The sequence below is a fragment of the Kitasatospora gansuensis genome (assembly GCF_014203705.1).
GTDB lineage: Bacteria > Actinomycetota > Actinomycetes > Streptomycetales > Streptomycetaceae > Kitasatospora > Kitasatospora gansuensis.
Genome location: NZ_JACHJR010000001.1, coordinates 1,931,432 through 1,958,310, shown reverse-complemented (window position 1 = coordinate 1,958,310; position 26,879 = coordinate 1,931,432). Strand labels below are relative to the sequence as shown.

Genomic DNA, 26,879 nt, shown 5'->3' with positions numbered 1-26,879 from the left:
ACGCGTGGAACCCGTCCTTATCGTGCTGGTCGTCCTGGTCGTGGTGGCCTTCATCGCACTGATCAAGACGATCCAGGTGATCCCGCAGGCCAGTGCGGCCATCGTGGAACGTTTCGGCCGCTACACCCGGACGCTGAACGCCGGCCTGAACATCGTGGTCCCGTTCATCGACCGGGTCCGCAACCGGATCGACCTGCGTGAGCAGGTCGTCCCGTTCCCGCCGCAGCCGGTGATCACCCAGGACAACCTGGTGGTCAACATCGACACGGTGATCTACTACCAGGTCACCGACGCCCGGGCCGCCACCTACGAGGTGGCCAGCTACATCCAGGCGATCGAGCAGCTCACCGTCACCACCCTGCGCAACATCATCGGCTCGATGGACCTGGAGTCCACCCTGACGTCCCGTGAGGTGATCAACGCGGGGCTGCGCGGCGTCCTCGACGAGGCCACCGGCAAGTGGGGCATCCGGGTCAACCGGGTCGAGCTCAAGGCGATCGAGCCGCCGACCTCCATCCAGGACTCGATGGAGAAGCAGATGCGCGCCGACCGTGACAAGCGCGCCGCCATCCTCACCGCCGAGGGCGCCCGGCAGGCCGCCATCCTGCGGGCCGAGGGTGACAAGCAGGCGGCGGTCCTGACCGCCGAGGGTGAGGCGCAGGCCGCGGTGCTCCGCGCCGACGGTGAGGCCGCCGCGATCCGGACCGTCTTCGAGGCGATCCACGAGGGCGACGCCGACCAGAAGCTGCTCGCCTACCAGTACCTGCAGACCCTGCCCGAGCTGGCCAAGGGCGACTCCAACAAACTCTGGATCATCCCGAGCGAGATCGGCGACGCGCTCAAGGGCATCGGCGGCGCGTTCGGCAACGTCACCGGCGGCGGCGCCGCCCCGGCGGCCCCCACCGGCGCCCCGATCCAGGTCGACCGCCCGGCCGGGCCGCGCCCGGTCGACACCGACAAGGGCACCGCCCGCCCCCGGGTGGAGCCCAACCGCGAGTACCCCAAGCTCGACCCCGAGTAGTCAGAGGGCCTGTCTGACCATTCCCGTCGGGGCCGGCCCGCCCGGCACGCACGCTCGCCGCACGGCCGAAACAACCAAGTAGCTCCGCTACGAGGTCGCTCCGGCCGCACGCCGAGCGCACGCACCGAACGACCCGGCCTGATCCGACGCGAATGGTCAGACAGGCCCTATGCCGCCGACGGGCCCGCTCCCTCCCCAGGGGGCGGGCCCGTTCGTGTACTGGACACCCCCTGGCCACGGCGGCCCGGCTGATGCATGATCAGCGGCACAACTGCTCGGCCCCGTCCCGACGCGAGCCCCCGTGCCGTGTACCCGACCGGGCCAGAAACCGAGGTACCCATGACCCTCTGGGAGGGGCTCGCCGTCCTGCTCGCCGGGATCGGCGCCGGCACCATCAACACGGTGGTCGGCTCCGGCACCCTGATCACCTTTCCGGTGCTGCTCGCCTTCGGCGTGCCACCGGTGACCGCCAACGTCTCCAACACCATCGGCCTGGTGCCGGGCACGCTCAGCGGCGCGATCGGCTACCGCCGCGAACTCGCCGGCCAGCGCGACCGGTTGCTCCGGATGGGCACCGCCTCGCTGCTCGGCGGTCTGCTCGGCGCGTACCTGCTGGTCAAGCTGCCCAGCGCGGCCTTCGACACCATCGTGCCGGTGCTGATCCTGCTCGCCCTGGTGCTGGTGGTGATCCAGCCCCGGGTGGCCCGGGCGATGGCCGCCCGGAAGCGGGACGGTTCGGCCGCCGAGATCGGGCCGCTGCTGCTCGGCGGGGTCTTCCTGACCGGCATCTACGGCGGCTACTTCGGCGCCGCCCAGGGCGTCCTGCTGGTGGCCCTGATGGGCATGCTGCTGCAGGACTCCATGCAGCGGATCAACGGCGCCAAGAACGTGCTCGCCCTGATCGTCAACGCGGTGGCCGCGGTGTTCTTCCTCTTCACCTCGGAGATCGACTGGACCGCCGTGCTGCTGATCGCCGTCGGCTCCACCCTCGGCGGCCAGCTCGGCGCCAAGGTCGGCCGCCGCCTGCCGCCGCCCGCACTGCGCGGGGTGATCGTCGCGGTCGGCCTGGTCGCGGTGACCCGAATGCTGCTCGGCTGAGCCCGGTCGCGGCACCCGCTCGTACGCTGGGCCCATGAGCAAGAGCACGCGACTGACCGACGATCAGATCACGGCCGGCCTGGCCGCCCTCCCGGACTGGACCCGGGAGGGCGAGGCCATCGTCCGGACCGCCGAGACCGCCGGCTTCCCGACCGCGATCGCGGTGGTCGGCGTGGTGGCGGAGGCAGCCGAGGAACTCGACCACCACCCCGACATCGACATCCGCTGGCGCACCCTGCGGTTCGTCCTCTCCACCCACAGCGCGGGCGGCCTGACCGGCCTCGACCTCACCATGGCGGCCCGGATCGACCAGGCGCTGCGCGACGCCTGACGGTCTGACGGCTCCGTGAGATGCCCGATTGCTCCGGTTCCGGACGGGATGGTCCGACGGTCGTGAGATGCTGGCTGCCGCAGCGCACGCAGTCGGACGGACGGATCGCATGGCTCAGGACCACTCCGGCACGGCCGGGCAGGAGCCGGTCGGCTACGACTACCAGCAGGGCTGGTACCCGACCCAGGAGCAGCAGCCCTACGGGTACCAGGAACAGCCGCAGCAGCAGTGGCAGTCCGAGATGCCGCAGCAGCGCGAGCCGGAGCAGTACTACCAGCAGCCCGAGGCCGGGTACGAGCAGCAGCTGTACGCGCCGCCCTCCTACGAGCAGCCGCAGGCGTACGAGCCGCCCCCGTCCTACCAGCCGTCATCCTTCGAGCAGCCGTCGTACGAGCCGCTCGGGGAGCCCGCGCAGCCGACGCCCGAGCCGGTGCCCGAGGTCGAGGCCGTGCCCGTCGTGGCCGTCGCCGCCCCTCGGGTCCGCAAGACGTCGCCCGCCGACCGGGTGAAGGACCTCGCCGCCTCGGTGATCTCCGGGGAGCACGCGCCGAGCGGGCGCGCCCTGCTGATCCGCGCCGGAGCCGGGGTCGCCGCGCTGGGCGTACTGATCACGGCCGGCGTGATGGTCACCAGTGACCGGTCCGACGGCGGTACGGCCGGCGGCCCGGCCGAGATCCCGAAGACCTTCACCGTCGCGCACGCCAGGGCCTGGGCGGCCCAGCCCGCCGCCGCACCGGCCGCCGGGGCCGACGACACCCTGACCGGCAGCTGGCTGCTGGGCGACGCGGTGGTCCGCGCCGACAGCACCGGCGTGCACGCCTACGCGCTCGCCGACGGCAAGCCCACCTGGACGCTCGCCCCACCCGCCGAGGGCGCCGTCCCGTGCGGACTCTCACCCACCGTCAGTCCGGCGGGCCTGGGCGCCGCGCTGTTCCGGGTCTCCGCCGACCCGAAGAGCGCCTGCACCCTGGTCTCCGCCGTCGACACCAAGACCGGCAAGGCCGCCTGGACCAAGCCGCTCTCCGACGCCAAGGACACCTACGGCGCCCACGTCGCGGTGCTGGACGACAAGGTGGTCGCGGTCGGCGACGACAAGGCCGTCGCCTGGGCCGCCGCCGACGGCAAGGACCTCTGGACGTACGCCGGGCAGGGCAAGTTCTGCACGCTGAGCGGCGGCGCGAGCGGCAAGACCGTCGTGCTGCACAGCACCTGCGCCGACAGCGTGCCCGCCGACCAGGCGGTCGCGCTGAACGCCGAGGACGGCAAGGTGCACTGGTGGCGCGGGCTGAACAACCAGCCGAAGACCGTCACGGTGCTCTCCGCCGAGCCCGCCGTGGTGCTCACCACGGGGGAGCAGCCCACCGACGACCGGATCTTCGCCTGGGGCGCCACCGGCGACCCGGCCGCCGAGATCCCGGTCACCGCCGAAGGCGGCAGGCTCGGCGTCACCCGGGGCAGCTTCGACGCCACCCCGACGGTCTTCTTCCAGGACCAGACCCTGCTGACCACCCTGACCACGGCCGACGGCGGCCACTCGTCCGCCGTCGCCTACGACCTGACGACCGGTAAGCCGCGCTGGAAGACCCAGGTCGCCGAGAAGGGCAAGACCGTCCCGGTCGGCGTGGAGACCGGCGCCCTGCTGCTGGCCGGCGACGAGCGCCTCGACCAGCCCGCCCACCTCACCCGCTACGCCGTCACCGACGGCCGGGCGACCGCGGGCGGCGGCTACCCGCAGGGCACCGGCTCGCTGCTGACCGCGGGCCGGGTGCTCACCGGTGGCGGCAAGGTCGTCGTGCTGCCCGAGCACTCCGCCAACTTCGGCGTGGCGGGCGCCTTCCAGGCCAAGGGCTGACCGCACGTCAAAAGCTGGTGGGCCGACCTGTCCCCCGACCGGGTCGGCCCACCAGGGCTTGGGCCCTCCGGGGGTATTACGCCACCGCCGCGGCCGGCAGCCAGGCCGCCAGCTCGTTCATCTCACTGCGGTGCAGCCCGAGCGCCAGCATCAGCGTCGCCTCCGGCGTCGGCTCGAACGGCTTCCGCAGCAGCCGCATCCCGGCCTGCTCCGGCGTCCGGTCGGCCTTGCGCTGGTTGTCCTCCGCGCAGGCCGCGACGGTGTTCAGCCAGGAGTCGGCGCCTCCGCGCGACTTCGGGTGGAGGTGGTCCACGGTGGTGGCCCGTCGTCCGCAGTACGCACACAGGTGCTGGTCCCGGACCAGCACTCCACGCCGCGACCACGGGGCCCGTTGTCGGAACGGCACCCGGACGTAGCGTTGGAGTCTGATCACCCGGGGGACCGGTACCGAGATACCGGTCGCCCGCACCACACCGAGCGGATGGGCCTGCTCGACCACGGCCTTGTCCTGGAGCACCAGCACCACGGCGCGCTTCAGTGACACCGTCGTCAGGGGTTCATAGCTCGCGTTCAGAACCAGCGTGTTGCGCACCTCGGCCACCTCCTTGCGGACCTGCCCGACGGCACGCCCGTCCAGTACCTGTCCGCCGCTCGGCGGGACTCCACTCTGACCCGCGCGGGGGCTGGGAACAACGGAATTTCCGTGCGCCGGGCGGGCACCGCGAAAAGTCGCTGGCCGGGACCGCGTAGGCTCTAGGACGCTGGAGTCGTCCAGGTGCGGGGCCCGACGGAACGGGCCCGAGCGCGGACCTGGCGCCGGACCGAAGGAGAAGCGTGACCGTGACGGACATCGTCGACGAGCTGCGGTGGCGAGGGCTGATCGCCCTGTCCACCGACGAGGACGCACTGCGCAAGGCGTTCGCGGACGGCCCGGTCACGTTCTATTGCGGCTTCGACCCGACGGCGCCCAGCCTGCACCTCGGCAACCTGGTGCAGATCCTCACCATGCGCCGGATCCAGCAGGCCGGAAACTTCCCGCTCGGCCTGGTCGGCGGCGCCACCGGCCTGATCGGCGACCCCAAGCCCACCGCCGAGCGAGTGCTCAACGACCCCGAGACGGTCGCCGCCTGGGTGGACCGCCTGCGCGGCCAGATCTCCAAGTTCCTCGACTTCGAGGGCGAGTACGCGGCCCGCATGGTCAACAACCTGGACTGGACGTCCGGCATGTCGGCGATCAGCCTGCTGCGCGACGTCGGCAAGTACTTCCGGGTCAACGGCATGATCGCCAAGGAGGCGGTCGCCCGGCGGCTGAACTCCGAGGCCGGCATCTCGTACACCGAGTTCAGCTACCAGATCCTCCAGGGCATGGACTACCTGGAGCTGTTCCGCCGCTACAACTGCACCCTGCAGACCGGCGGCAGCGACCAGTGGGGCAACCTCACGGCCGGCAGCGACCTGATCCGCAAGGCCGAGGGCAAGCCCGTCCACCTGCTCGCCACCCCGCTCATCGTCAAGGCCGACGGCACCAAGTTCGGCAAGACCGAGTCCGGCACGATCTGGCTGGACCCGGAGCTGACCACCCCGTACGCCTTCTACCAGTTCTGGCTGAACGCGGACGACCGGGACGTCTCGAACTTCCTGCGCATCTTCTCCTTCCGCACCCGGGAGGAGATCGAGGAGCTGGAGCGCGAGACCGCCGAGCGCCCGCAGGCCCGCCTCGCCCAGCGGGCCCTGGCCGAGGAACTCACCACCCTGCTGCACGGCGCCGACCAGTACGAGCGCGCGGTCGCCGCCTCGAAGGCCCTCTTCGGCCAGGGCGACCTCGCCGACCTGGAGCCCGCCACCCTGGCCGCCGCCCTGGCCGAGGTCCCCAAGGCCACGGTCACCGAGCTGCTCCCCGTGGTCGACCTCCTGGTCGAGGCCGGCCTCGCCCCCAGCCGCTCCGGCGCCCGCCGCACCATCAAGGAGGGCGGCGCCTACCTGAACAACGCGAAGGTCGCCGACGAGGAAGCCGTACCGGCCAACTCGGACCTGCTGCACGGCCGTTGGCTCGTGCTGCGCCGCGGAAAGCGCAACCTGGCCGCGATCGAGCTCGCCTCGAACTAGTGTCAGTTGGCTGAAACCGCACGCCAGTTGAGCTGCGGAGCAGTCGAAGAGGGGCCGGATCTGGACAGATCCGGCCCCTCTGTGTTTGACGCGGGCTGTCCGGTGCCTTAACGTAGTCCGAGTCGCTGAAACCGGGTCACACCGGACAGCGGAACCCCCAAACCCTGACGAGTCACTTCGTCACGCGCCCATTCGGATGCACATTCGAGCGGGAAAAGCGGGCCGAATAGCTCTGGTAGAGTTCGGGAGCGCCGAAAGGCAAAAAGCCGAAAGATGAAATGAAACTCCGGAAAACGGAGCGGAAAACATCTGATAAGCTTGAAACACGAAAGAACGAAGCGCCCGGAGGGTCCGCCTGATAAGCGGCTCGAAGGAAGTGTCCGTTCCTTGAGAACTCAACAGCGTGCCAAAAGTCAACGCCAGATATGTTGACATCCCCGGCCTCACCGTTTGGTGGGGTTGGAGATTCCTTTATGAAGTAAAACACTAGCGAGGACGCAGTGCGCGGGGCCGCCTATTCCGGTGGTTGCCGTGCCGCTCTTCCGAAGTGGTTGCAGGATTACCTGCAGACATTCACGGAGAGTTTGATCCTGGCTCAGGACGAACGCTGGCGGCGTGCTTAACACATGCAAGTCGAACGATGAAGCTCTTCGGAGTGGATTAGTGGCGAACGGGTGAGTAACACGTGGGAAATCTGCCCTGCACTCTGGGACAAGCCTTGGAAACGAGGTCTAATACCGGATATGACCTTCCTCTGCATGGGGGTTGGTGGAAAGCTCCGGCGGTGCAGGATGATCCCGCGGCCTATCAGCTTGTTGGTGGGGTAATGGCCTACCAAGGCGACGACGGGTAGCCGGCCTGAGAGGGCGACCGGCCACACTGGGACTGAGACACGGCCCAGACTCCTACGGGAGGCAGCAGTGGGGAATATTGCACAATGGGCGAAAGCCTGATGCAGCGACGCCGCGTGAGGGATGACGGCCTTCGGGTTGTAAACCTCTTTCAGCAGGGAAGAAGCGCAAGTGACGGTACCTGCAGAAGAAGCACCGGCTAACTACGTGCCAGCAGCCGCGGTAATACGTAGGGTGCGAGCGTTGTCCGGAATTATTGGGCGTAAAGAGCTCGTAGGCGGCTTGTCGCGTCGGTTGTGAAAGCCCGGGGCTTAACCCCGGGTCTGCATTCGATACGGGCAGGCTTGAGTGTGGTAGGGGAGATCGGAATTCCTGGTGTAGCGGTGAAATGCGCAGATATCAGGAGGAACACCGGTGGCGAAGGCGGATCTCTGGGCCATTACTGACGCTGAGGAGCGAAAGCGTGGGGAGCGAACAGGATTAGATACCCTGGTAGTCCACGCCGTAAACGTTGGGAACTAGGTGTTGGCGACATTCCACGTCGTCGGTGCCGCAGCTAACGCATTAAGTTCCCCGCCTGGGGAGTACGGCCGCAAGGCTAAAACTCAAAGGAATTGACGGGGGCCCGCACAAGCAGCGGAGCATGTGGCTTAATTCGACGCAACGCGAAGAACCTTACCAAGGCTTGACATATACCGGAAACGGCTAGAGATAGTCGCCCCCTTGTGGTCGGTATACAGGTGGTGCATGGTTGTCGTCAGCTCGTGTCGTGAGATGTTGGGTTAAGTCCCGCAACGAGCGCAACCCTTGTTCTGTGTTGCCAGCATGCCTTTCGGGGTGATGGGGACTCACAGGAGACTGCCGGGGTCAACTCGGAGGAAGGTGGGGACGACGTCAAATCATCATGCCCCTTATGTCTTGGGCTGCACACGTGCTACAATGGTCGGTACAAAGGGCTGCGATGCCGCGAGGCGGAGCGAATCCCAAAAAGCCGGCCTCAGTTCGGATTGGGGTCTGCAACTCGACCCCATGAAGTTGGAGTTGCTAGTAATCGCAGATCAGCATGCTGCGGTGAATACGTTCCCGGGCCTTGTACACACCGCCCGTCACGTCACGAAAGTCGGTAACACCCGAAGCCGGTGGCCTAACCCGTAAGGGGAGGAGCCGTCGAAGGTGGGACCAGCGATTGGGACGAAGTCGTAACAAGGTAGCCGTACCGGAAGGTGCGGCTGGATCACCTCCTTTCTAAGGAGCACATAGCCGGATGTGAGCGAATGTCTCACACGGTTGCTCATGGGTGGAACGTTGACTATTCGGCACACACGGTCTGTTGGCCTCACAAGTACTGCTTCGGCGTGGAAAGTGAGACCAAGCAAGGTCGGGTGTGTCGGGCACGTTGTTGGGTCCTGAGGGAACGGCCGGAAGGCTGTTGCTTCAGTGCCGGTCCTACTTGAGTGGTGCGTCAAAGCGCTGCGAGGGTGGGTGTCTGGTCGTTGTTTGAGAACTGCACAGTGGACGCGAGCATCTGTGGCCAAGTTTTTAAGGGCGCACGGTGGATGCCTTGGCACTAGGAACCGATGAAGGACGTGGGAGGCCACGATAGTCCCCGGGGAGCCGTCAACCAGGCTTTGATCCGGGGGTTTCCGAATGGGGAAACCCGGCAGTCGTCATGGGCTGTCACCCGCACCTGAACACATAGGGTGTGTGGAGGGAACGAGGGGAAGTGAAACATCTCAGTACCCTCAGGAAGAGAAAACAACCGTGATTCCGGGAGTAGTGGCGAGCGAAACCGGATGAGGCTAAACCGTTTTGGTGTGAGACCCGGCAGGGGTTGCCAGAGCGGGGTCGTGGGAAAGTTCTTGATTGGTCTGCCGGCCGGTCGGTGAGTCAGAAACCGTATGGATAGTCGAAGGACATGCGAAAGGTCCGGCGTAGAGGGTAAGACCCCCGTAGACGAAATCTGTGCGGCTCACTTGAGCTTCTCCCAAGTAGCACGGAGCCCGAGAAATTCCGTGTGAATCTGGCGGGACCACCCGCTAAGCCTAAATATTCCCTAGTGACCGATAGCGGATAGTACCGTGAGGGAATGGTGAAAAGTACCGCGGGAGCGGAGTGAAATAGTACCTGAAACCGTGTGCCTACAAGCCGTGGGAGCGTCGGATGTGAGGCTTGCCTTACATCTCGTGACTGCGTGCCTTTTGAAGAATGAGCCTGCGAGTTTGCGGTGTGTAGCGAGGTTAACCCGTGTGGGGTAGCCGTAGCGAAAGCGAGTCCGAATAGGGCGATTCAGTTGCATGCCCAAGACCCGAAGCGGAGTGATCTAGCCATGGGCAGGTTGAAGCGGAGGTAAGACTTCGTGGAGGACCGAACCCACCAGGGTTGAAAACCTGGGGGATGACCTGTGGTTAGGGGTGAAAGGCCAATCAAACTCCGTGATAGCTGGTTCTCCCCGAAATGCATTTAGGTGCAGCGTCACGTGTTTCTTGCCGGAGGTAGAGCACTGGATAGGCGATGGGCCTCACCGGGTTACTGACCTTAGCCAAACTCCGAATGCCGGTAAGTGAGAGCGTGGCAGTGAGACTGTGGGGGATAAGCTCCATGGTCGAGAGGGAAACAGCCCAGAACACCGACTAAGGTCCCTAAGCGTGTGCTAAGTGGGAAAGGATGTGGAGTCGCAGAGACAACCAGGAGGTTGGCTTAGAAGCAGCCACCCTTGAAAGAGTGCGTAATAGCTCACTGGTCAAGTGATTCCGCGCCGACAATGTAGCGGGGCTCAAGTACACCACCGAAGTCGTGTCATTGCAGCTATAGGGCCAACGCCCGCTGTGATGGGTAGGGGAGCGTCGTGTGCCGGGTGAAGCAGCGGAGGAATCCAGTTGTGGACGGTTCACGAGTGAGAATGCAGGCATGAGTAGCGATACAAGAGTGGGAAACTCTTGCGCCGATTGACCAAGGGTTCCTGGGTCAAGCTGATCTGCCCAGGGTAAGTCGGGACCTAAGGCGAGGCCGACAGGCGTAGTCGATGGACAACGGGTTGATATTCCCGTACCCGCTTTGAAGCGCCAACGTCGAACCAGGTGATGCTAAAGCCGCGAAGCCGGCCCGGAGTCTTCGGACAATGGGACGTGGTGGAGCCGCTGAACCAAGTCTGTAGTAGGTGAGCGATGGGGTGACGCAGGAAGGTAGTCCAGCCCGGGCGGTGGTTGTCCCGGGGTAAGGGTGTAGGCCGAGTGATAGGCAAATCCGTCACTCATTAAGGCTGAGACCTGATGCCGAGCCGATTGTGGTGAAGTGGATGATCCTATGCTGTCGAGAAAAGCCTCTAGCGAGTTTCATGGCGGCCCGTACCCCAAACCGACTCAGGTGGTCAGGTAGAGAATACCGAGGCGTTCGGGTGAACTATGGTTAAGGAACTCGGCAAAATGCCCCCGTAACTTCGGGAGAAGGGGGGCCGGAACTGGTGATGAGTCTTGCACTCTGAGCTGGGGCCGGCCGCAGAGACCAGCGAGAAGCGACTGTTTACTAAAAACACAGGTCCGTGCGAAGCCGTAAGGCGATGTATACGGACTGACGCCTGCCCGGTGCTGGAACGTTAAGGGGACCGGTTAGTCAATCTTCGGGTTGGCGAAGCTGAGAACTTAAGCGCCAGTAAACGGCGGTGGTAACTATAACCATCCTAAGGTAGCGAAATTCCTTGTCGGGTAAGTTCCGACCTGCACGAATGGCGTAACGACTTCTCGACTGTCTCAACCATAGGCCCGGTGAAATTGCATTACGAGTAAAGATGCTCGTTTCGCGCAGCAGGACGGAAAGACCCCGGGACCTTTACTATAGCTTGATATTGGTGTTCGGTTCGGCTTGTGTAGGATAGGTGGGAGACTTTGAAGCAGCAACGCCAGTTGTTGTGGAGTCGTCGTTGAAATACCACTCTGGTCGTGCTGGATGTCTAACCTGGGTCCGTGATCCGGATCAGGGACAGTGTCTGGTGGGTAGTTTAACTGGGGCGGTTGCCTCCTAAAGAGTAACGGAGGCGCCCAAAGGTTCCCTCAGCCTGGTTGGCAATCAGGTGTTGAGTGTAAGTGCACAAGGGAGCTTGACTGTGAGACCGACGGGTCGAGCAGGGACGAAAGTCGGGACTAGTGATCCGGCGGTGGCTTGTGGAAGCGCCGTCGCTCAACGGATAAAAGGTACCCCGGGGATAACAGGCTGATCTTCCCCAAGAGTCCATATCGACGGGATGGTTTGGCACCTCGATGTCGGCTCGTCGCATCCTGGGGCTGGAGTAGGTCCCAAGGGTTGGGCTGTTCGCCCATTAAAGCGGTACGCGAGCTGGGTTTAGAACGTCGTGAGACAGTTCGGTCCCTATCCGCTGTGCGCGTAGGAATATTGAGAAGGGCTGTCCCTAGTACGAGAGGACCGGGACGGACGAACCTCTGGTGTGCCAGTTGTTCTGCCAAGGGCATGGCTGGTTGGCTACGTTCGGGAGGGATAACCGCTGAAAGCATCTAAGCGGGAAGCCTGCTTCGAGATGAATATTCCCACCTCCTTGAGAGGGTAAGGCTCCCAGTAGACGACTGGGTTGATAGGCCGGATGTGGAAGCCCTGTAAGGGGTGGAGCTGACCGGTACTAATAGGCCGAGGGCTTGTCCTCAGACGCTCGCGTTCACTGTGTGGTTCCCGGGTAGCGAACAGCTATCGCCGGTGAAAAACCACTTAAATAAACTAAAAAGTGTGTGTTTCGCTGAATACCCGATAGGGTTTCGGCGGTCATAGCACGAGGGAAACGCCCGGTCACATTCCGAACCCGGAAGCTAAGCCTCGTAGCGCCGATGGTACTGCAGGGGGGACCCTGTGGGAGAGTAGGACGCCGCCGAACAAGTATTCAAGGCCGTTGGCCCCAGCGATTCGCTGGGGCCAACGGCCTTTTTTGTTTTTCCCCGAAGCACACCGGCCACCGTCCGACAGCGGATGGTGGCCCGATGCCGGACAATGGAGCTGGTGTGTGGCCACGCGGGCCCCACCACACCGCACCGGGCGATGACATCGCCCTGGCCGCGCGGTCGAGCAGCAGATCAGAAGGAGTCACCACGATGTCGAACCCTCCCCAGGACCGTCCCGACCGACGATCGGACGACGGCCGCGGCTACGAGCCCCGGTCGCGTGGGGGTTTCTCCAACGACCGTGGTGGCCGGCCGTCGGGTGACCGTCCGTCGTACGGCAGCCGCGATGACCGTGGCGGCCGTCCCTCCGGCGACCGCCCGTCGTACGGTGACCGTCGCCCCTCGGGTGACCGTCCGTCGTACGGCAACCGTGACGACCGTGGTGGCCGCCCCTCCGGTGACCGCCCGTCGTACGGCAACCGCGATGACCGCGGTGGCCGTCCGTCGGGTGACCGTCCCTCCTACGGTGACCGTCGCCCCTCGGGTGACCGTCCGTCGTACGGCAACCGTGACGACCGTGGTGGCCGCCCGTCGGGTGACCGTCCGTCGTACGGCAACCGTGACGACCGTGGCGGCCGCCCCTCCGGTGACCGCCCGTCCTACGGTGACCGTCGCCCGTCCGGTGACCGTCCGTCGTATGGCAACCGTGACGACCGCGGTGGTCGTCCGTCGTACGGTGACCGTCCCTCCGGTGGTGGCTTCCGTCGTGACGACCGCCCGTCGGGTGACCGTCCGTCGTACGGCAACCGTGACGACCGCGGTGGCCGCCCGTCGGGTGACCGCCCGTCCTACGGTGACCGTCGCCCGTCGGGTGACCGCCCGTCGTACGGCAACCGTGACGACCGTGGCGGCCGCCCCTCGGGTGACCGTCCGTCGTATGGCAACCGTGACGACCGCGGTGGCCGTCCGTCGTACGGTGACCGTCCCTCCGGTGGTGGCTTCCGTCGTGACGACCGCCCCTCCGGCGACCGTCCGTCCTACGGTGACCGTCGCCCGTCCGGTGACCGTCCCTCGTACGGCAACCGTGATGACCGGCCGCGTCGTGACGACCGTCCGTCGGGTGACCGTCCGTCGTACGGCAACCGTGACGACCGTGGTGGCCGTCCGTCGTACGGTGACCGTCCCTCCGGTGGTGGCTTCCGTCGTGACGACCGCCCCTCCGGCGACCGTCCGTCCTACGGTGACCGTCGCCCGTCCGGTGACCGGCCGTCGTACGGTGACCGTCGTCCCTCAGGTGACCGTCCCTCGTACGGCAACCGTGACGACCGTGGCGGCCGTCCCTCCGGCGACCGTCCGTCGTACGGCAACCGCGATGACCGTGGTGGTCGTCCGTCGTACGGTGACCGTCCCTCGGGTGACCGCCCGTCCTACGGTGACCGTCGTCCCTCGGGCGACCGTCCCTCCTACGGTGACCGTCGTCCGTCCGGTGACCGTCCGTCCTACGGTGACCGTCGCCCCTCGGGTGACCGTCCCTCGTACGGCAACCGCGATGACCGTGGCGGCCGCCCGTCCTACGGTGACCGTCGCCCCTCGGGTGACCGTCCGTCGTACGGCAACCGTGACGACCGTGGTGGCCGTCCCTCGTACGGCAACCGGGACGACCGGCCGCGTCGTGACGAGCGGTCGGACTACGACGACCGTCGGGGTAACTTCGAGCCGGTCAAGCGGCTGCCGATCCCGGAGGATGTCACCGGCTTCGAGCTCGACGCGGATGTCCGTCAGGACCTGAAGAGCCTGCCGAAGACCCTCGCGGACGATGTCGCGCGCAACCTGGTGATGGTGGCCCGGACGCTCGACAGCGACCCCGAGGAGGCGTACCAGTACTCTCGCGTCGCGCTGCGGCTGGCCTCCCGGGTCGCCTCGGTCCGTGAGGCGGCGGGCTTCGCCTCGTACGTGACGCAGCGGTACGCGGAGGCGCTGACCGAGTTCCGGGCCGCGAAGCGGATGACCGGCCGGGTGGACCTGTGGCCGGTGATGGCGGACTGTGAGCGTGGTCTGAGCCGTCCGGAGCGGGCGCTGGCGATGGCCGGTGAGCCCGAGGTGAAGCAGCTGGACAAGGCCGGCCAGGTCGAGATGCGGCTGGTCGCGGCGGGTGCCCGTGGTGACATGGAGCAGTACGACGCCGCCGTGGTGACGCTGCAGAGCCCCGAGCTGGCCTCCAACGCCGTCCAGCCGTGGACCGCGCGACTGCGGTACGCCTACGCCGAGGCGCTGATCGCGGCCGGCCGTGGCGACGAGGCCCGTGAGTGGTTCGCCAAGGCGGCCGAGGCGGACACCGACGGGCAGACCAACGCCTCCGAGCGGCTCGCCGAGATCGACGGCCTGGAGTTCACCGACGCGCTCGACCCCGAGATGGCGGACGAGAACGGCCGCGAGATCGCGGACGTCGAGGACGACGAGCGGGGCGAGGACGACGAGCTGGACGAGCTCGCGGAGGAGGCTTCGGACGACGTCGACGCCGAGGCGGACGACGCCGAGATCGTCGAGGAGCGGCCGCGTCGTCGGATCGCCGTGGACGACACCGGCGACGACAAGGTGATCTACGAGGACGAGGAGGACGTCGAGGAGTACTACGACGAGGACGACCTCGAGATCGACGAGGTCGACGACGTCCGGGACTCCGGCGACCGTCGCTGACGCCACAGCAGGTAGCAGGACAGCACAAGGGAAAGGCCCCGACCGTACATGCGGTCGGGGCCTTTCCCGTTTCTCAGCCCAGTTCGAGGCTGCGGAGCACCAGTCCGGTGGCCGGCTTCGGCCCGAAGGAGGTGGACTTCCGGGGCATCGTCACGCCCTGCTCGGCCAGCCGCCGCACCACGCTCTCCTCCACCGGGTGCAGCAGGACGGCCGTGCCGCCGCTCCGGGCGGCCTCGCGTTCGGCGGCGGCCGCGGCGTGCAGGTAGCCGATGTCGTCGGGGCCGTCCGGCACCCGCCAGGTGTGGTCGAGCAGGGTGGCGTGCAGCACGGTGGCGTCCAGGTGGCGCCACTCGTCCGGCTTGTCGGCCGGGACGGTGGTGGCGAGCAGGGTCTCGTCCGGCTCGCTGATCAGGCGGAAGACCGAGTCCCCGGCGGTCAGCAGGAAGGCGTTGCCGCCCTGGCGCTTGGCGTCCGCGAGGGCCTGGAGGGCGTGCTCCAGCGGTCCGGGCACCTCCTTGACCTGCCAGTGCTCGCCGAGCGCGGCCAGGGCCTCGGCGATCGGCAGCCGGTACAGCACCCGGTGGATGGCGCGGACCCGGAGCGGGTAGCGGGCGGTGTCCACCAGCAGGACCATGCCGCGGTCCCAGGGGCTGCGGGGCAGGTGGCGGTGCTCGCGCTGGAGCCGCAGGTACATCTCCCAGCGGTGGTGCCCGTCGGCGATCAGCGCCCGGCAGGTCGCCAGGTCCCGGGACACCTCGGCCAGTTCGGCCGGGTCGGTGACGGCCCAGAGTCGGTGGTGGGTGCCGTCGCTGGTGGTCGTGGTGAGCAGCGGCTCGCCCAGGACGGTGCGTTCGATCACCTGGGCGGCGCCGCCGTGGCCCCGGTAGGTGAGCAGCAGCGGTTCGAGGTTGGCCTTGGTGGTGCGCATCAGGCCGACCCGGTCGGCGACCGGACGGGGCATCACGTCCTCGTGCGGCAGCACCACGCCGGCCTCCCGGCCGCTGACGGCCAGCGAGCCGATCAGTCCGCGTTGCAGCAGGCCGTCGGCGCGCTGCTCGTACACGTAGAGCGCGGCCTCCGGGTCGGGGGCGAGGACGCCCTCGCGCTGCCAGTCGGCGAGCAGCCGGGCCGCGTGCCGGTAGCGGGTGTCGCGGTCGGGGCGGTCGCCGCTGTCGTCCGGCTCGGGGCGGGGCAGGATCAGCCGGACGATGTTGTGCGGGTCGGCGGTCTCCAGGTCGAGCCGCCGGTTCGGGTCCACCACGTCGTACGGCGGGGAGGTGACCGCTGCCAGGTTTCCCACCCGGTCGGGGCGGTACCGCAGGCCACGGAACGGGGTGAGGGACAGCCCCGCGGTGGCGACGTGCCCGGGGTCTCCGGGGCCGCCTGCCGGAGCTTGGGCTCCACTGTCTGCACTGGGTGTCGTCATCCTGGGCATGGTAACCGGGTATGTGCTGTTCAGTGATCACAAGTGCCCGAGACGGCTCGGAGGGTGTGTCAGATCGGGTGCCGGGCGGCCGGAGGGAGCTGGGGCAGGGATGAGCGGAAGTGACGGGGTACCCGAGGGCGGGGTCTACGACTGGTTCCGGCGCGGGGCGCAGTTGCTGCGGGAGGGGCATCCGGCGGCGGCGGTGCAGTTGCTGGCCCGGGCGGCCGAGGCGGAGCCGGAGTCGCGGAGCATCCGGGAGATGCTGGCCAGGGCGCTGTTCGACGCGGGGCGGTTCCGGGAGGCGATGGAGAACTTCAGGGCGGTGGCGCTGGCCGATCCGTCGGACGACTACGCTCAGTTCGGATGGGGCATGGCGGCGGCCCGGCTGGGTGACTTCGAGACCTCGGCCGAGCACCTCGCGCTGGCGGTCGCGATGCGTCCCGGGGCCGAGCACTACCGGGCGGCGTTGCGGCAGACCAGGGCGACCCTGGCTGCCCGGGCCGGCGCGTACGGCCCGCTCCGGCCCGGCGCCCCGGGATATCAGGGCGAGGCCGGGCAGGACACCGCCTGACGGTGTGACAGGTGACGACGAGTGAGGACGAGGTGGCAGCAGGCATGACGGAGACCGGCGCAACCGGCCAGGTACGGACCGCTCCCGGGGGCTCCGAGCTCCCGCTGACCGAGGCGTACGACACCGCGCTGCTCGACCTGGACGGCGTGGTGTACGCCGGTCCGAACGCGATCGAGTACGCGGCCGAGTCGCTGGCGGTGGCCAGGGACGGCGGGATGCGGCTGGCGTACGTCACCAACAACGCCTCCCGGCCGCCCCGGGTGGTGGCCGAGCACCTCACCGAGCTGGGCATCCCGGCCGAGCCGGCCGACGTGATCAACTCCGCCCAGGCGGCGGCCCGGCTGGTGGCCGAGAAGGTCCCGGCCGGGTCGAAGGTGCTGGTCGTGGGCGGGGCCGGGCTGGTCGAGGCGCTGGCCGAGCACGGGCTGGTGGCCGTCAGCTCGCTGGCCGAGCAGCCGCTCGCGGTGGTGCAGGGCTACGACCCCTCGGTGGGCTGGCAGCAGCTCGCCGAAGCCTCGTACGCGGTCGCCTCCGGGCTGCCGTGGGTGGCCTCGAACACCGACCTCACGGTGCCGACCGCGCGCGGGATCGCGCCCGGGAACGGCACGCTGGTGGCGGCGGTCCGGACGGCCACCGGGGTGGAGCCCGAGGTGGCGGGCAAGCCGCTGCCGCCGATGCACCGGGAGACGGTGATCCGGACCGGGGCGAAGCGTCCGCTGGTGGTCGGCGACCGGCTCGACACCGACATCGAGGGCGCCTGGAATGGCGGGGTGGACAGCCTGCTGGTGTTCACCGGCGTCACCACGCCCGCGCTGCTGCTGGACGCTCCGGTGGAGCACCGGCCGACGTACCTGGCGGCGGACCTGCGGGGGCTGCTGACGGCGCATCGGGCGGCGGTCGCGGTGGACGGCGGCTTCGAGTGCGGGGGGTGGCGGGCCTGGGCGGAGGACGGGGTGCTGCGGGTCTCCGGCGCGGGGGAGGACCGGTACGACGGGTTGCGGGCGCTCTGCGGTGCCGCCTGGACGGCGGGGCCGGGGCTGGACGGGCGGAAGGCGCTCGCCGAGCTTGGCTTCTAACACTGGGGAAGTTGCACTATCCAGGGGCTCGGGGAACTGCGAGGAGATCTGGCGCCGGGGTCACAGGCGAAAGTGCCTGGCCATTTACGCACGGATCACCTTTTACGAGGTCGGCGTCGCAGTTCCCCGAGCCCCTGGCGGTGCACCGCGTGCCTTCAGAGCAGGGTGCGCAGGCGGAGGAGGTCGCGGAAGCCGGCTTCGAGCTTGATGCGGCCGGAGGCCCAGGCGGAGGCGAAGTTGAGGGTGCCGCCGACCATGGCGACCAGGTCGTCGCTGGTCATGGTGAGGCGGATCTCGGCCTTGGCGGGGGGCGGGCCCGGGGTTTCGACCACGTCGGTGATCCGGCCGTCCTGGAGGCGGCCGGAGAAGGTCAGGTCGAGGTCGGTGATCCGGCAGGTCAGGGAGCGGTCGAGGGCGGCGGCCTGACGGACCGAGCCGTTGGTGCCGGCGAGGTTGCGGCTGAGCTGCTCGAGTGCGCTGCGGCACTCCTCGGTGCTGGCCATCGCTGCTGGTCTCTCCCTGTCGGTACTGCGGCTGACGGCCCACGCTATCGCAGCGCCCGGACCGTCCTGGCAGGGCGGGAGGCGGTAGCGTCGGGTGCGAGGGGTACGGAGACGGCACGGAGGAGGTAGGCCGAGATGCTGCGGGATGCGGTGCGTGGGGTGGTCGTGGTGGCCGCCGAGGTCGCCGAGGAGGCCGGCAAGCGGGTGGCCGGGCTGTTGGAGCGGTCGGGGGTGCACGTGGCGGGGCTGGAGCAGTTCCCGCCGTCGGTGAAGACCTTGCAGACCTTGGCCGAGGAGGCCGTGACGGCCGGCCGGGCCGGGATCGACCTGGCGGTCGGGGTGACCCGTGGCGAGGTGGACAAGCTCTTCGAGAAGGTCGGCGACCAGGTGACGAAGGTCGGCGTGGTGCTGAGCTTCCTGGAGAGCAGGCTCCGTGAGGTGGAGGAGCCCGCTCCGACGCCGGCTCAGGAGGCCCGTGCGGGCGGTCTGTTCGAGGCCGGCTGGGAGGACGAGGTCCGTCCGGCCGATGCCGAGCAGGAGCCCGAGCTGGAGCCCGAGGAGGTGCCGGCCTGGGCCTGGGCGGACGAGGTCCCCGAGCCGGTCGCGCCCCCGGTGAAGAAGACGCCGCCGGTGAAGAAGACGCCGCCGGTGAAGAAGACCACGGCGGTGAAGAAGACCACGGCGGTCAAGAAGACCGCGACCGCCAAGAAGACGGCCACCAAGAAGACGACCGCCAAGAAGGCCGCGCCCAAGAAGGCCACCCCGCGGAAGCCCGCCGATGACTGACCTCGGTGAGGACGGTTTCGTCCCCACCGGCCGTCCCGAGGTGGATGCGGTGCTGGCCCGGCTGGGCGAGCTGGACGGGGCGGAGACCGGAGCGCACGTGGCGGTGTACGAAGATGTACACCAGCGGCTCGCGGACACGCTCGCCGCGCTTGACCAGTAGCACCCGGCAGTACCAGTAACAGGAGACGGAACTTCAGTGGCAGTGGCACGACGCCGACTCGACGCGGAGCTGGTCCGCCGCAAGCTGGCCCGTTCGCGTGAACACGCGAGCGAGCTGATCGCGGCGGGCCGGGTGACCGTCGGTGGCACCACCGCGACCAAGCCGGCCACCCAGGTGGAGACGGCGGCGGCCGTGGTGGTGGCAGCGGACGAGAACGACCCGGACTACGTCTCGCGGGGCGGCCACAAGCTGGCCGGCGCGCTGGCGGCGTTCCTGCCGCAGGGGCTGGTGGTGGAGGGGCGCCGGGCGCTGGACGCGGGTGCCTCGACCGGCGGCTTCACGGATGTGCTGCTGCGGTCGGGCGTCGCGCACGTGCTCGCGGTGGACGTCGGGTACGGGCAGCTGGCGTGGTCGCTGCAGAGCGACGACCGGGTGACCGTGATGGACCGGACCAACGTCCGGGAGCTGACGCTGGAGAAGATCGGCGGGGAGCCGGTCGGCCTGGTGGTGGGCGACCTGTCGTTCATCTCGCTCGGTCTGGTGCTGCCCGCGCTGGCGGGGTGCTGTGCCGAGGACGCGGACCTGGTGATGATGGTCAAGCCGCAGTTCGAGATCGGCAAGGAGCGCCTCGGCAGCGGCGGTGTGGTGCGCAGCCCCGAGCTGCGGGCCGAGATGGTCCGTCAGGTGGCCGCCCAGGCCTGGGCGTTGGGGCTGGGGGTGCGGGCGGTCACGGCCAGTCCGCTGCCCGGTCCTTCGGGCAATGTGGAGTACTTCCTGTGGCTGCGCCGGGACGCCGCGCAGCTCGACCCGGCCGAGGCGGACCGGGCGGTCGCGGAGGGGCCCCGATAGGGTGCGACGCAGACGTCCGGTCATCGCGAGCGCGGCGGCCGCACGGGGCAACGGCGACCCGGCAGACGTAGGGAGAGGGCAGCAGCATGAGCGAGGGACGCACGGTCTTCCTGATTGCGCACACCGGGCGGGAGGCCGCGCTGCGCAGCGTCGAGGCGTTGGTGCAGGGCCTGTTGAAGGCCGGGATCAGAATCCGGCTGCTGGCGGCCGAGGCGGTCGGTCTCGACCTGCCGGACGGGGTGGAGCGGGTCACGGGTGGCCATGGCGCGGCGGACGGCTGTGAGCTGATCCTGGTCGCGGGCGGCGACGGCACGCTGCTGCGCGGGGCGGAGCTGGCCCGGGAGTCCGGGCTGCCGATGCTGGGCATCAACCTGGGCCGGGTGGGCTTCCTGGCGGAGGCCGAGCGGGACGATCTGGCGGTGGTGGTCGACCGGGTGGTGGACGCCGACTACGAGATCGAGGACCGGATGACCCTCGACGTGCTGGTGCGGACCAACGGCGACGTGGTGTACGAGGGCTGGGCGCTGAACGAGGCGTCGATCGAGAAGGCCGCCCGGGAGCGGATGCTCGAGGTGGTGACCGAGGTGGACGGCCGTCCGGTCTCCAACTTCGGCTGTGACGGGGTGGTGCTCTCCACGCCGACCGGTTCGACGGCGTACGCCTTCTCCGGCGGCGGTCCGGTGGTCTGGCCGGAGGTGGAGGCGCTGCTGATGGTGCCGATCAGCGCGCACGCGCTGTTCGCCCGGCCGTTGGTGACCTCGCCGAACTCGGTGCTGGCGGTGGAGGTGCAGCCGAAGACCCCGCACGGGGTGCTCTGGTGCGACGGCCGCCGTTCGGTCGAACTCCCGGCCGGGGCCCGGGTGGAGGTCCGCCGGGGCCGTACGCCGGTGCGGCTGGCCAGGCTGCACCGGGCGCCGTTCACCGACCGGCTGGTGGCCAAGTTCGCGCTGCCGGTGACGGGTTGGCGCGGGCGCGGCGGCTGCTGAGCAAGAGCTGACGGCGGGTCAGACGGCCAGCGGCAGGGTGCTGTCGAGGCCGTTCCAGCGGCCGGTGGCGGCCACCGCGGCGGTGGTGGCCAGCCGGGCGACGGCTTCGGCGGCGGCCGAGCCCGGGACGGTGAGCGGGATCCGGATGTGGTGTTCGAAGGCGCCGTCGACGCCGAACCTGGAGCCGGCGGCGATCCGGACCCCGGTCTGTTCGCCGGCCTGGGCGAGGGCGCTGCCGGAGAGCCCGCCGGTGCCCACCCAGAGCGCCAACCCGCCTGGGGGCAGGGTCACTTGCCAGTGCGGGAGCTGCTCGCGCAGGGCGGCGATCAGGCCCTCGGCGCTGGCCCGCAGCCGTTCGTGGCGGTCGGCCCTGATCGCGGGCAGCTGTTCGCCGAGCATCTCGGCGGCGATCAGCTGGTCGAGCACCGGGCTGCCGATGTCGGTGTAGACCCGGTCGGTGGCCAACTGCCGTACCAGGGCCGGGTTGGCGCGCACCCAGCCGATCCGCAGGCCGCCCCAGAGGATCTTGCTGGCCGAGCCGACGGTGACCACCTGGGCACTCCGGTCGAGCGCGGCCATCGGCCGCGGCATGGTCAAGTCACCGAGGCCCCAGTCGAGTTCGGCCGGGGTCTCGTCCACCAGTACGGTCGTCCCGGCCGACCGGGCGGCGGCCAGCAGGCCCCGCCGCTGCTCCTCGTCCACCAACGCGCCGGTGGGGTTGTGGAAGTCCGGGATCACGTACGCGATCCGGGGCGCCGCGCCGCGCAGCACCCGCTGCCACTCGGGCAGGTCCCATCGGGGCCCGGCGTACGGGACGGGGACCAGCCGGGTCTCGGCGCGGCGCAGGGCCTGGAGGGTGTGGGCGTAGCTGGGTGCCTCGACGGCGACCCGGTCGCCGCGGCTGAGCAGGGCGCGCCGGACCAGTTGGAGCGCGGCCATCGCGCCGGTGGTGACCAGGATCTGGTCGGGGGTGGTGGGCAGTCCGCGCTCGGCGTAGCGGCGGGCGATCGCCTCCCGGAGCACCGGGACGCCGGTGGGGAAGTTGCCGTGCCCGGCGGCGTACGCGGCCAGTTGCTCGACCGCGCGGGCGGCGGCCAGGCCGAGCTGGGGCTGCGGGGCGGGCAGCGCGGCCACGCCGAGGTCCAGGGTGCGGTCGCGCTCGTCCGGCGGCACCGGGTGCAGGGCGTCGGTGGGCGGCCGACTGCCCTCGGGCAGGGTGGTCCAGCTGCCGGAGCCGCGGCGGCTGCGCAGGTACCCCTCGGTGCGCAGCGCCTCGTACGCGGTGGCCACGGTGGTGCGGCTGAGTTCGAGCACCTGGGCGAGTTCGCGTTCGGCGGGCAGCCGGGCGCCGACCGGCAGGCGGCCCTCGGAGACCAGCAGCCGGACCTGACCGGCCAGCGTCCGGTAGACGGGGCGGTGGCCGCCGCTCTCGGGCAGCGGGGTGCCGCGGAGCAGGCGGGCCAGTGCGGGCGGGGTCACGGTGCTCTGCCACTCGGCCATCTGAATCAGTCCAGTTGAGAGGAATTGGCCCTGGCCGGTGGCCAGGTGGACTCCCCATGATGACAGGGCGGCCATCGAGCCGCCAGGGGTGTCCGGCGGACCGGACCGGGGCCGTAGCCCTCCAGGACCCCGCGCACGGAAGGCGCGGACCAGGGAGAAGTCGCGGTGACTCATGACGTGGCGCGACCCCGGTCCGGCCCACCGGACACCCCTGGCCCCACCGTTTCCCGAAGGAGCCACTGATGGCCACCCTCTCCCCAGCCGTCCCCCGGACCACCTGGAGCACCGACCGGCTCGCCCGCCGGCTGCCCCAACTCCTGATCGGCCTCTGGCTCTACGGCACCAGCCTGGGCGTGATGGTGCGGGCCGGTCTCGGCGTCAACCCCTGGGACGTGCTGAACCAGGGCATGGTGCACCACTTCGGCCTGAGCATCGGCACCTGGGTCTCCATCATCGGCGCGCTGGTGCTGCTGCTCTGGATCCCGCTCCGGCAGGTACCCGGCATCGGCACCGTCGGCAACGTGCTGATCCTCGGGGTGGCGATGGACGTCACCGTGGGCCTGCTGGACACGCCCGGGAACTGGCCCGCCCGGATCGCCCTGCTGGCCGGCGGCATCCTGCTCAACGGCCTGGCCACCGGCCTCTACATCGGCGCCCGGTTCGGCCCGGGCCCCCGGGACGGGCTGATGACCGGCCTGCAGCGCAGGACCGGCCGCTCGGTCCGCCTGATCCGCACCTGCATCGAACTGACCGTGCTGGCCATCGGCGTCCTGCTCGGTGGCACGGTGGGCGTCGGCACCGTCGCGTACGCGCTGGCGATCGGGCCGCTGGCCCAGTTCTTCCTGCGCTGGTGCGCCGTGCCGGAAACCCGTTAGCAGGACCGTCACAGCACCCGGCGACATACCTCGCGCAGCGCCCGAAAGGGATGAACTTGCCCGCCCGGGGCCGGTGCTCGTCGCGCGGCGGGGCCGGAACCTCGTAAGGTCGTCACCGTGTTGGACGAGATGCGGATACGGGATCTTGGCGTCATCGACGACGCGGTGGTCGAACTGGCGCCCGGCTTCACCGCCGTCACCGGTGAGACCGGGGCGGGCAAGACCATGGTGGTGACCAGCCTCGGGCTGCTGCTGGGCGGCCGGGCCGACCCTGCCCTGGTGCGGCGCGGCGCCGACCGCGCCGTGGTCGAGGGGCGGCTCTCGCTGCCGCCAGGCTCGCCGGCGCTGGAGCGGGCCCTGGAGGCCGGGGCCGAACTGGACGACGGCGCGCTGCTGATCAGCCGTACCGTCTCGGCCGAGGGCCGCTCGCGCGCCCACGTCGGCGGCCGGTCCGTCCCCAACGGCCTGCTGGCCGAGCTGGGCGAGGACCTGGTGGCCGTGCACGGGCAGACCGACCAGCAGCGGCTGCTCCGGCCGTCCCGTCAGCGCGGCGCGCTGGACCGGTACGCCGGTGCCGCCGTGGCCGGGCCGCTGGCCCGCTACCGGGAGACCTACCGGGCGCTGCGCGAGGTGGCCGCCACCCTGGACGAGCTGACCGTCCGGGCCCGGGAGCGGGCCCAGGAGGCGGACTTGCTCCGGTTCGGCCTGGACGAGGTCGCCGCCGCCGAACCGGTGGCCGGCGAGGACATCGAGCTGGCCGCCGAGGCCGAGCGGCTCGGCCACGCTGACGCGCTCTCCTCCGCCGCCGTCCTGGCGCACGCCGCCCTGGCCGGACACCCGAGCGACCCCGAGGCGGTGGACGCGGGCACCCTGGTGGCCCAGGCCCGCCGGGCGGTGGACGGCGTCCGTCAGCACGACGAGCGCCTGGCCGGTCTGGCCGACCGGCTGAACGAGGTCGGCTACCTGCTGGCCGACGTGGCCCAGGATCTGGCCGGGTACGCCGACGACCTGGACGCCGACCCGGTCCGGCTGGCGGCGGTCGAGGAGCGCCGCTCGGTGCTGGCCCAGCTGCTGCGCAAGTACGGCGGCCCGGAGAACACCCTGGCCGAGGTGCTGGACTGGGCCGAGACCGGCTCGGCCCGGCTGGCTGAGCTGGACGGCGACGACGACCGGATCGACCGGCTGACGGAGCGGCAGACGACGCTGCGTCAGGAACTGACCGAGCTGGCGGCCGAGGTCTCGGCGGCCAGGCAGGGCGCGGCCGGCCGGTTCGCCGAGGCGGTCTCCGCCGAGCTGGCCGAGCTGGCGATGCCGCACGCCCGGGTCACCTTCGACCTGACCAGGACCGACGACCCGGCCGGTCTCGAGCTGGACGGCCGCACGGTCGCCTTCGGCTCGCACGGAGTTGACGAAGTCGAGGTGCTGCTCGCCCCGCACCCCGGCGCCTCGCCGCGTCCGATCGCCAAGGGCGCCTCGGGCGGTGAGCTGTCCCGGGTGATGCTCGCCGTCGAGGTGGTGTTCGCCGGTGCCGACCCGGTGCCGACGTACCTCTTCGACGAGGTGGACGCGGGCGTCGGCGGCAAGGCCGCGGTCGAGATCGGCCGCCGGCTGGCCAAGCTCGCCGAGACCGCCCAGGTCGTGGTGGTCACCCACCTTCCGCAGGTGGCGGCCTTCGCCGACCGGCACCTGGTAGTCGAGAAGACCCACGACGGCACGGTGACCCGCAGCGGCGTCAAGGTGCTCTCCGACGAGCAGCGGGTACGCGAACTCTCCCGGATGCTGGCGGGCTTGGAGGACTCCGAGCTCGGCCGGGCCCACGCGGAGGAGCTGTTGGCCACCGCCCGCGCCCCCGGCTCGGTTGACCGGTCGGCGGGCGCGCTGCCCGGACGGACGCCCGACACGTAGGGGTGCCGACTGTCCAAGAGGGCGCCGGACCTGGCAAGGTGGCCGCTGGACACTGACTGACCAGTTCATGATCGAGTCGGAGCGAGACGACGTGGACCCTTTCGCCACCAGGGCCGGCAAAGGCACCGAACCGGGGCAACTGCACGTGGTGCTGGTGCTCTCCGCGGCCAGCGGGGGCGTCGGCGCCCATGTGCGGTCGCTGGCCCAGGGCCTGGTCGCGCACGGCGTGGCCGTGACCGTCTGCGCCCCCGGTGGCACCGACGCGCTGTTCGGTTTCTCCCGGACCGGCGCCCGGTTCCACCTGGTGGACATCACCCCCACCTCGGGTGCCCGCAGCGACGCCACCGCGATCGGTGAACTCCGGCGGGCCTTCACCGGCGCCGACATCGTGCACGCGCACGGCCTGCGGGCCGGGCTGCTGGCCGACCTGGCGCTGCGCACCGCGGGCCGCTTCCCCGGCCTGCGCCCGGAGACCCCGCTGGTGGTGACGTCCCATCACGCGATGCTCGCCACCGGCCTCGACCGCCGCCTGCAGCGCCTGATGGAGCGTCGGGTGGCCCGCGCCGCCGACCTGGTGCTCGGCGCCTCCTCCGACCTGGTCGCCCGGGCCCGCGAACTCGGCGCCACCGACGCCCGGCTCGGCCCGGTCGCCGCCCCGCCGATGCCGGCCGGCGGCCTGGACCGGTCGGCGGCGCGGGCCGCGCTGCTCCGTGGCTCCGCCGAGGACGGGCGCCCCGTGGTGCTCGCGGTCGGGCGGCTGGTCCAGCAGAAGTCCTTCGGCCTGCTGCTGGACGCCGTCCGGTACGGCCTCGGCGACGGCGACCCGCTGGTGGTGATCGCGGGCGAGGGCCCCGAGGAGGACGCGCTGCGCGAGCGGATCGCCGCCGAGAAGCTCCCGGTCGAGCTGCTCGGCTACCGCACGGACGTGCCCGACCTGCTCGCGGCGGCCGACCTGGTGGTGGTCAGCAGCCGCTGGGAGGCCCGCTCGCTGGTCGTCCAGGAGGCGATGCGGGCCGGGGTCCCGGTGGTCTCCACCGCGGTCGGCGGCGTGCCCGAACTGGTCGGCGAGGCGGCGGTGCTGGTGCCGTACGGCGATCCCGCAGCCCTCGCCGGGGCCGTCCGCGAGCTGCTCGCCGACCCGGCCCGCCGTGACGCTCTCACGGCTGCGGGACGGCTCCAGGCCGAGACCTGGCCCGACGAAGCCGCCACCGTGGCGCAGGTCCTCAGCACGTACGACGAGCTCGTCCAGCGGACCTGAGCCAGGTGAGACCAGGGGCCCGGGGAACGGCGGCGCCGACCTCAGGAGCGTTCAACGTGCGTACAAGGTCAGGCACTTTCGCAGTGACCCAAGCGCCAGATCTCCTCGCAGTTCCCCGAGCCCCTGGATAGTGCAACCGAGCGCCCTG

Annotated in this window: 19 protein-coding genes and 3 rRNA genes; 18 read left to right on the top strand and 4 right to left on the bottom strand. The window is 69.7% G+C overall.

Annotation, left to right across the window (positions count from 1 at the left end):
* Positions 1-4: 4 nt before the first annotated feature.
* The 4 genes from F4556_RS08615 to F4556_RS08600 all read left to right on the top strand — a co-directional run bounded on the left by F4556_RS08615 (position 5) and on the right by F4556_RS08600 (position 4,302).
* Complete coding sequence (locus F4556_RS08615; RefSeq protein ID WP_184913074.1) at positions 5-1,021, top strand: SPFH domain-containing protein; 1,017 nt, start codon at positions 5-7, stop codon at positions 1,019-1,021.
* A gap of 339 nt (positions 1,022-1,360) precedes the next feature.
* Positions 1,361-2,119, top strand: a complete 759-nt coding sequence (locus tag F4556_RS08610; protein WP_184913072.1) for a sulfite exporter TauE/SafE family protein — start codon at positions 1,361-1,363, stop codon at positions 2,117-2,119.
* Between the two features lie 34 nt (positions 2,120-2,153).
* Positions 2,154-2,450: a 4a-hydroxytetrahydrobiopterin dehydratase gene (locus F4556_RS08605; protein WP_184913070.1), complete on the top strand. Its 297-nt coding sequence runs from the start codon at positions 2,154-2,156 to the stop codon at positions 2,448-2,450.
* 109 nt (positions 2,451-2,559) lie between these two features.
* Entirely contained in the window at positions 2,560-4,302 is a 1,743-nt protein-coding gene (locus F4556_RS08600) for an outer membrane protein assembly factor BamB family protein (protein WP_184913069.1), read from the top strand.
* A gap of 76 nt (positions 4,303-4,378) precedes the next feature.
* On the opposite strand, the gene F4556_RS08595 is transcribed toward F4556_RS08600, so the two are convergent.
* The gene (locus tag F4556_RS08595; protein ID WP_184913067.1) at positions 4,379-4,894 is read right to left on the bottom strand and encodes an HNH endonuclease; all 516 of its coding nucleotides are present in this window, start codon (positions 4,892-4,894) and stop codon (positions 4,379-4,381) included.
* A gap of 248 nt (positions 4,895-5,142) precedes the next feature.
* Here F4556_RS08595 and tyrS point away from each other — a divergent pair, with 248 nt between their 5' ends.
* The 5 genes from tyrS to F4556_RS08570 all read left to right on the top strand — a co-directional run bounded on the left by tyrS (position 5,143) and on the right by F4556_RS08570 (position 14,836).
* The gene (tyrS, locus tag F4556_RS08590) at positions 5,143-6,408 is read left to right on the top strand and encodes a tyrosine--tRNA ligase (protein ID WP_184924426.1); all 1,266 of its coding nucleotides are present in this window, start codon (positions 5,143-5,145) and stop codon (positions 6,406-6,408) included.
* A gap of 572 nt (positions 6,409-6,980) precedes the next feature.
* Positions 6,981-8,504 (top strand): 16S ribosomal RNA (locus tag F4556_RS08585).
* Between the two features lie 284 nt (positions 8,505-8,788).
* Positions 8,789-11,910, top strand: a 23S ribosomal RNA gene (locus tag F4556_RS08580).
* Positions 11,911-12,018: 108 nt separating this feature from the next.
* Positions 12,019-12,135: ribosomal RNA gene (gene rrf, locus F4556_RS08575) — 5S ribosomal RNA — on the top strand.
* The 16S, 23S and 5S rRNA genes sit together here, the layout of an rRNA operon.
* Before the next feature lie 1,738 nt (positions 12,136-13,873).
* Positions 13,874-14,836 carry a tetratricopeptide repeat protein gene (locus F4556_RS08570; protein WP_376775785.1) on the top strand — a complete coding sequence of 321 codons (963 nt, stop codon included), beginning with the start codon at positions 13,874-13,876 and terminating at the stop codon, positions 14,834-14,836.
* A 73-nt stretch (positions 14,837-14,909) separates the two neighbouring features.
* On the opposite strand, the gene F4556_RS08565 is transcribed toward F4556_RS08570, so the two are convergent.
* Positions 14,910-16,262 (bottom strand): DUF1015 family protein, encoded by a 1,353-nt coding sequence (locus tag F4556_RS08565; RefSeq protein ID WP_184913065.1) that lies wholly within the window; start codon positions 16,260-16,262, stop codon positions 14,910-14,912.
* 109 nt (positions 16,263-16,371) lie between these two features.
* Between F4556_RS08565 and F4556_RS08560 the strand changes: the two genes are divergently transcribed.
* Together F4556_RS08560 and F4556_RS08555 are read left to right on the top strand one after the other, a co-directional pair.
* Complete coding sequence (locus F4556_RS08560) at positions 16,372-16,833, top strand: tetratricopeptide repeat protein (protein WP_184913063.1); 462 nt, start codon at positions 16,372-16,374, stop codon at positions 16,831-16,833.
* A gap of 44 nt (positions 16,834-16,877) precedes the next feature.
* Positions 16,878-17,909, top strand: a complete 1,032-nt coding sequence (locus tag F4556_RS08555; protein ID WP_184924422.1) for an HAD-IIA family hydrolase — start codon at positions 16,878-16,880, stop codon at positions 17,907-17,909.
* A 155-nt stretch (positions 17,910-18,064) separates the two neighbouring features.
* Here F4556_RS08555 and F4556_RS08550 read toward each other — a convergent pair whose 3' ends face one another.
* A complete protein-coding gene (locus F4556_RS08550) occupies positions 18,065-18,412 on the bottom strand; it encodes an SCP2 sterol-binding domain-containing protein (RefSeq protein ID WP_184913061.1) in 348 nt (115 codons plus the stop codon).
* 135 nt (positions 18,413-18,547) lie between these two features.
* On the opposite strand from F4556_RS08550, the gene F4556_RS08545 reads away from it, so the two are divergent.
* The 4 genes from F4556_RS08545 to F4556_RS08530 all read left to right on the top strand — a co-directional run bounded on the left by F4556_RS08545 (position 18,548) and on the right by F4556_RS08530 (position 21,193).
* Positions 18,548-19,198, top strand: a complete 651-nt coding sequence (locus F4556_RS08545; protein WP_184913059.1) for a hypothetical protein — start codon at positions 18,548-18,550, stop codon at positions 19,196-19,198.
* Complete coding sequence (locus tag F4556_RS08540; RefSeq protein WP_184913058.1) at positions 19,191-19,358, top strand: hypothetical protein; 168 nt, start codon at positions 19,191-19,193, stop codon at positions 19,356-19,358. The genes F4556_RS08545 and F4556_RS08540 overlap by 8 nt, the downstream gene beginning before the upstream one ends.
* A 42-nt stretch (positions 19,359-19,400) precedes the next feature.
* Positions 19,401-20,207: a TlyA family RNA methyltransferase gene (locus F4556_RS08535; protein ID WP_184924420.1), complete on the top strand. Its 807-nt coding sequence runs from the start codon at positions 19,401-19,403 to the stop codon at positions 20,205-20,207.
* A gap of 86 nt (positions 20,208-20,293) precedes the next feature.
* Complete coding sequence (locus F4556_RS08530) at positions 20,294-21,193, top strand: NAD kinase (protein ID WP_184913055.1); 900 nt, start codon at positions 20,294-20,296, stop codon at positions 21,191-21,193.
* An 18-nt stretch (positions 21,194-21,211) separates the two neighbouring features.
* Here F4556_RS08530 and yczR read toward each other — a convergent pair whose 3' ends face one another.
* The gene (yczR, locus tag F4556_RS08525) at positions 21,212-22,693 is read right to left on the bottom strand and encodes a MocR-like transcription factor YczR (RefSeq protein WP_184913054.1); all 1,482 of its coding nucleotides are present in this window, start codon (positions 22,691-22,693) and stop codon (positions 21,212-21,214) included.
* Between the two features lie 242 nt (positions 22,694-22,935).
* Here yczR and yczE point away from each other — a divergent pair, with 242 nt between their 5' ends.
* From yczE to F4556_RS08510, 3 genes are all read left to right on the top strand, one after another.
* Positions 22,936-23,568, top strand: a complete 633-nt coding sequence (gene yczE / locus F4556_RS08520; protein WP_184913052.1) for a membrane protein YczE — start codon at positions 22,936-22,938, stop codon at positions 23,566-23,568.
* A 129-nt stretch (positions 23,569-23,697) separates the two neighbouring features.
* Entirely contained in the window at positions 23,698-25,473 is a 1,776-nt protein-coding gene (gene recN / locus F4556_RS08515; protein ID WP_184924419.1) for a DNA repair protein RecN, read from the top strand.
* A 67-nt stretch (positions 25,474-25,540) separates the two neighbouring features.
* A complete protein-coding gene (locus F4556_RS08510; RefSeq protein WP_184913051.1) occupies positions 25,541-26,731 on the top strand; it encodes a glycosyltransferase family 4 protein in 1,191 nt (396 codons plus the stop codon).
* Positions 26,732-26,879: the final 148 nt, after the last annotated feature.

Coding starts and splice junctions, on each gene's coding strand:
- yczR (WP_184913054.1), bottom strand. CDS start 22,693: ATGGCCGAGTGGCAGAGCACCGTGACCCCGCCCGCACTGGCCCGCCTG.
- F4556_RS08605 (WP_184913070.1), top strand. CDS start 2,154: ATGAGCAAGAGCACGCGACTGACCGACGATCAGATCACGGCCGGCCTG.
- F4556_RS08540 (WP_184913058.1), top strand. CDS start 19,191: ATGACTGACCTCGGTGAGGACGGTTTCGTCCCCACCGGCCGTCCCGAG.
- F4556_RS08550 (WP_184913061.1), bottom strand. CDS start 18,412: ATGGCCAGCACCGAGGAGTGCCGCAGCGCACTCGAGCAGCTCAGCCGC.
- yczE (WP_184913052.1), top strand. CDS start 22,936: ATGGCCACCCTCTCCCCAGCCGTCCCCCGGACCACCTGGAGCACCGAC.
- F4556_RS08530 (WP_184913055.1), top strand. CDS start 20,294: ATGAGCGAGGGACGCACGGTCTTCCTGATTGCGCACACCGGGCGGGAG.
- F4556_RS08555 (WP_184924422.1), top strand. CDS start 16,878: ATGACGGAGACCGGCGCAACCGGCCAGGTACGGACCGCTCCCGGGGGC.
- recN (WP_184924419.1), top strand. CDS start 23,698: ATGCGGATACGGGATCTTGGCGTCATCGACGACGCGGTGGTCGAACTG.
- F4556_RS08510 (WP_184913051.1), top strand. CDS start 25,541: ATGATCGAGTCGGAGCGAGACGACGTGGACCCTTTCGCCACCAGGGCC.
- F4556_RS08565 (WP_184913065.1), bottom strand. CDS start 16,262: ATGACGACACCCAGTGCAGACAGTGGAGCCCAAGCTCCGGCAGGCGGC.
- F4556_RS08600 (WP_184913069.1), top strand. CDS start 2,560: ATGGCTCAGGACCACTCCGGCACGGCCGGGCAGGAGCCGGTCGGCTAC.
- F4556_RS08610 (WP_184913072.1), top strand. CDS start 1,361: ATGACCCTCTGGGAGGGGCTCGCCGTCCTGCTCGCCGGGATCGGCGCC.
- F4556_RS08545 (WP_184913059.1), top strand. CDS start 18,548: ATGCTGCGGGATGCGGTGCGTGGGGTGGTCGTGGTGGCCGCCGAGGTC.
- F4556_RS08560 (WP_184913063.1), top strand. CDS start 16,372: ATGAGCGGAAGTGACGGGGTACCCGAGGGCGGGGTCTACGACTGGTTC.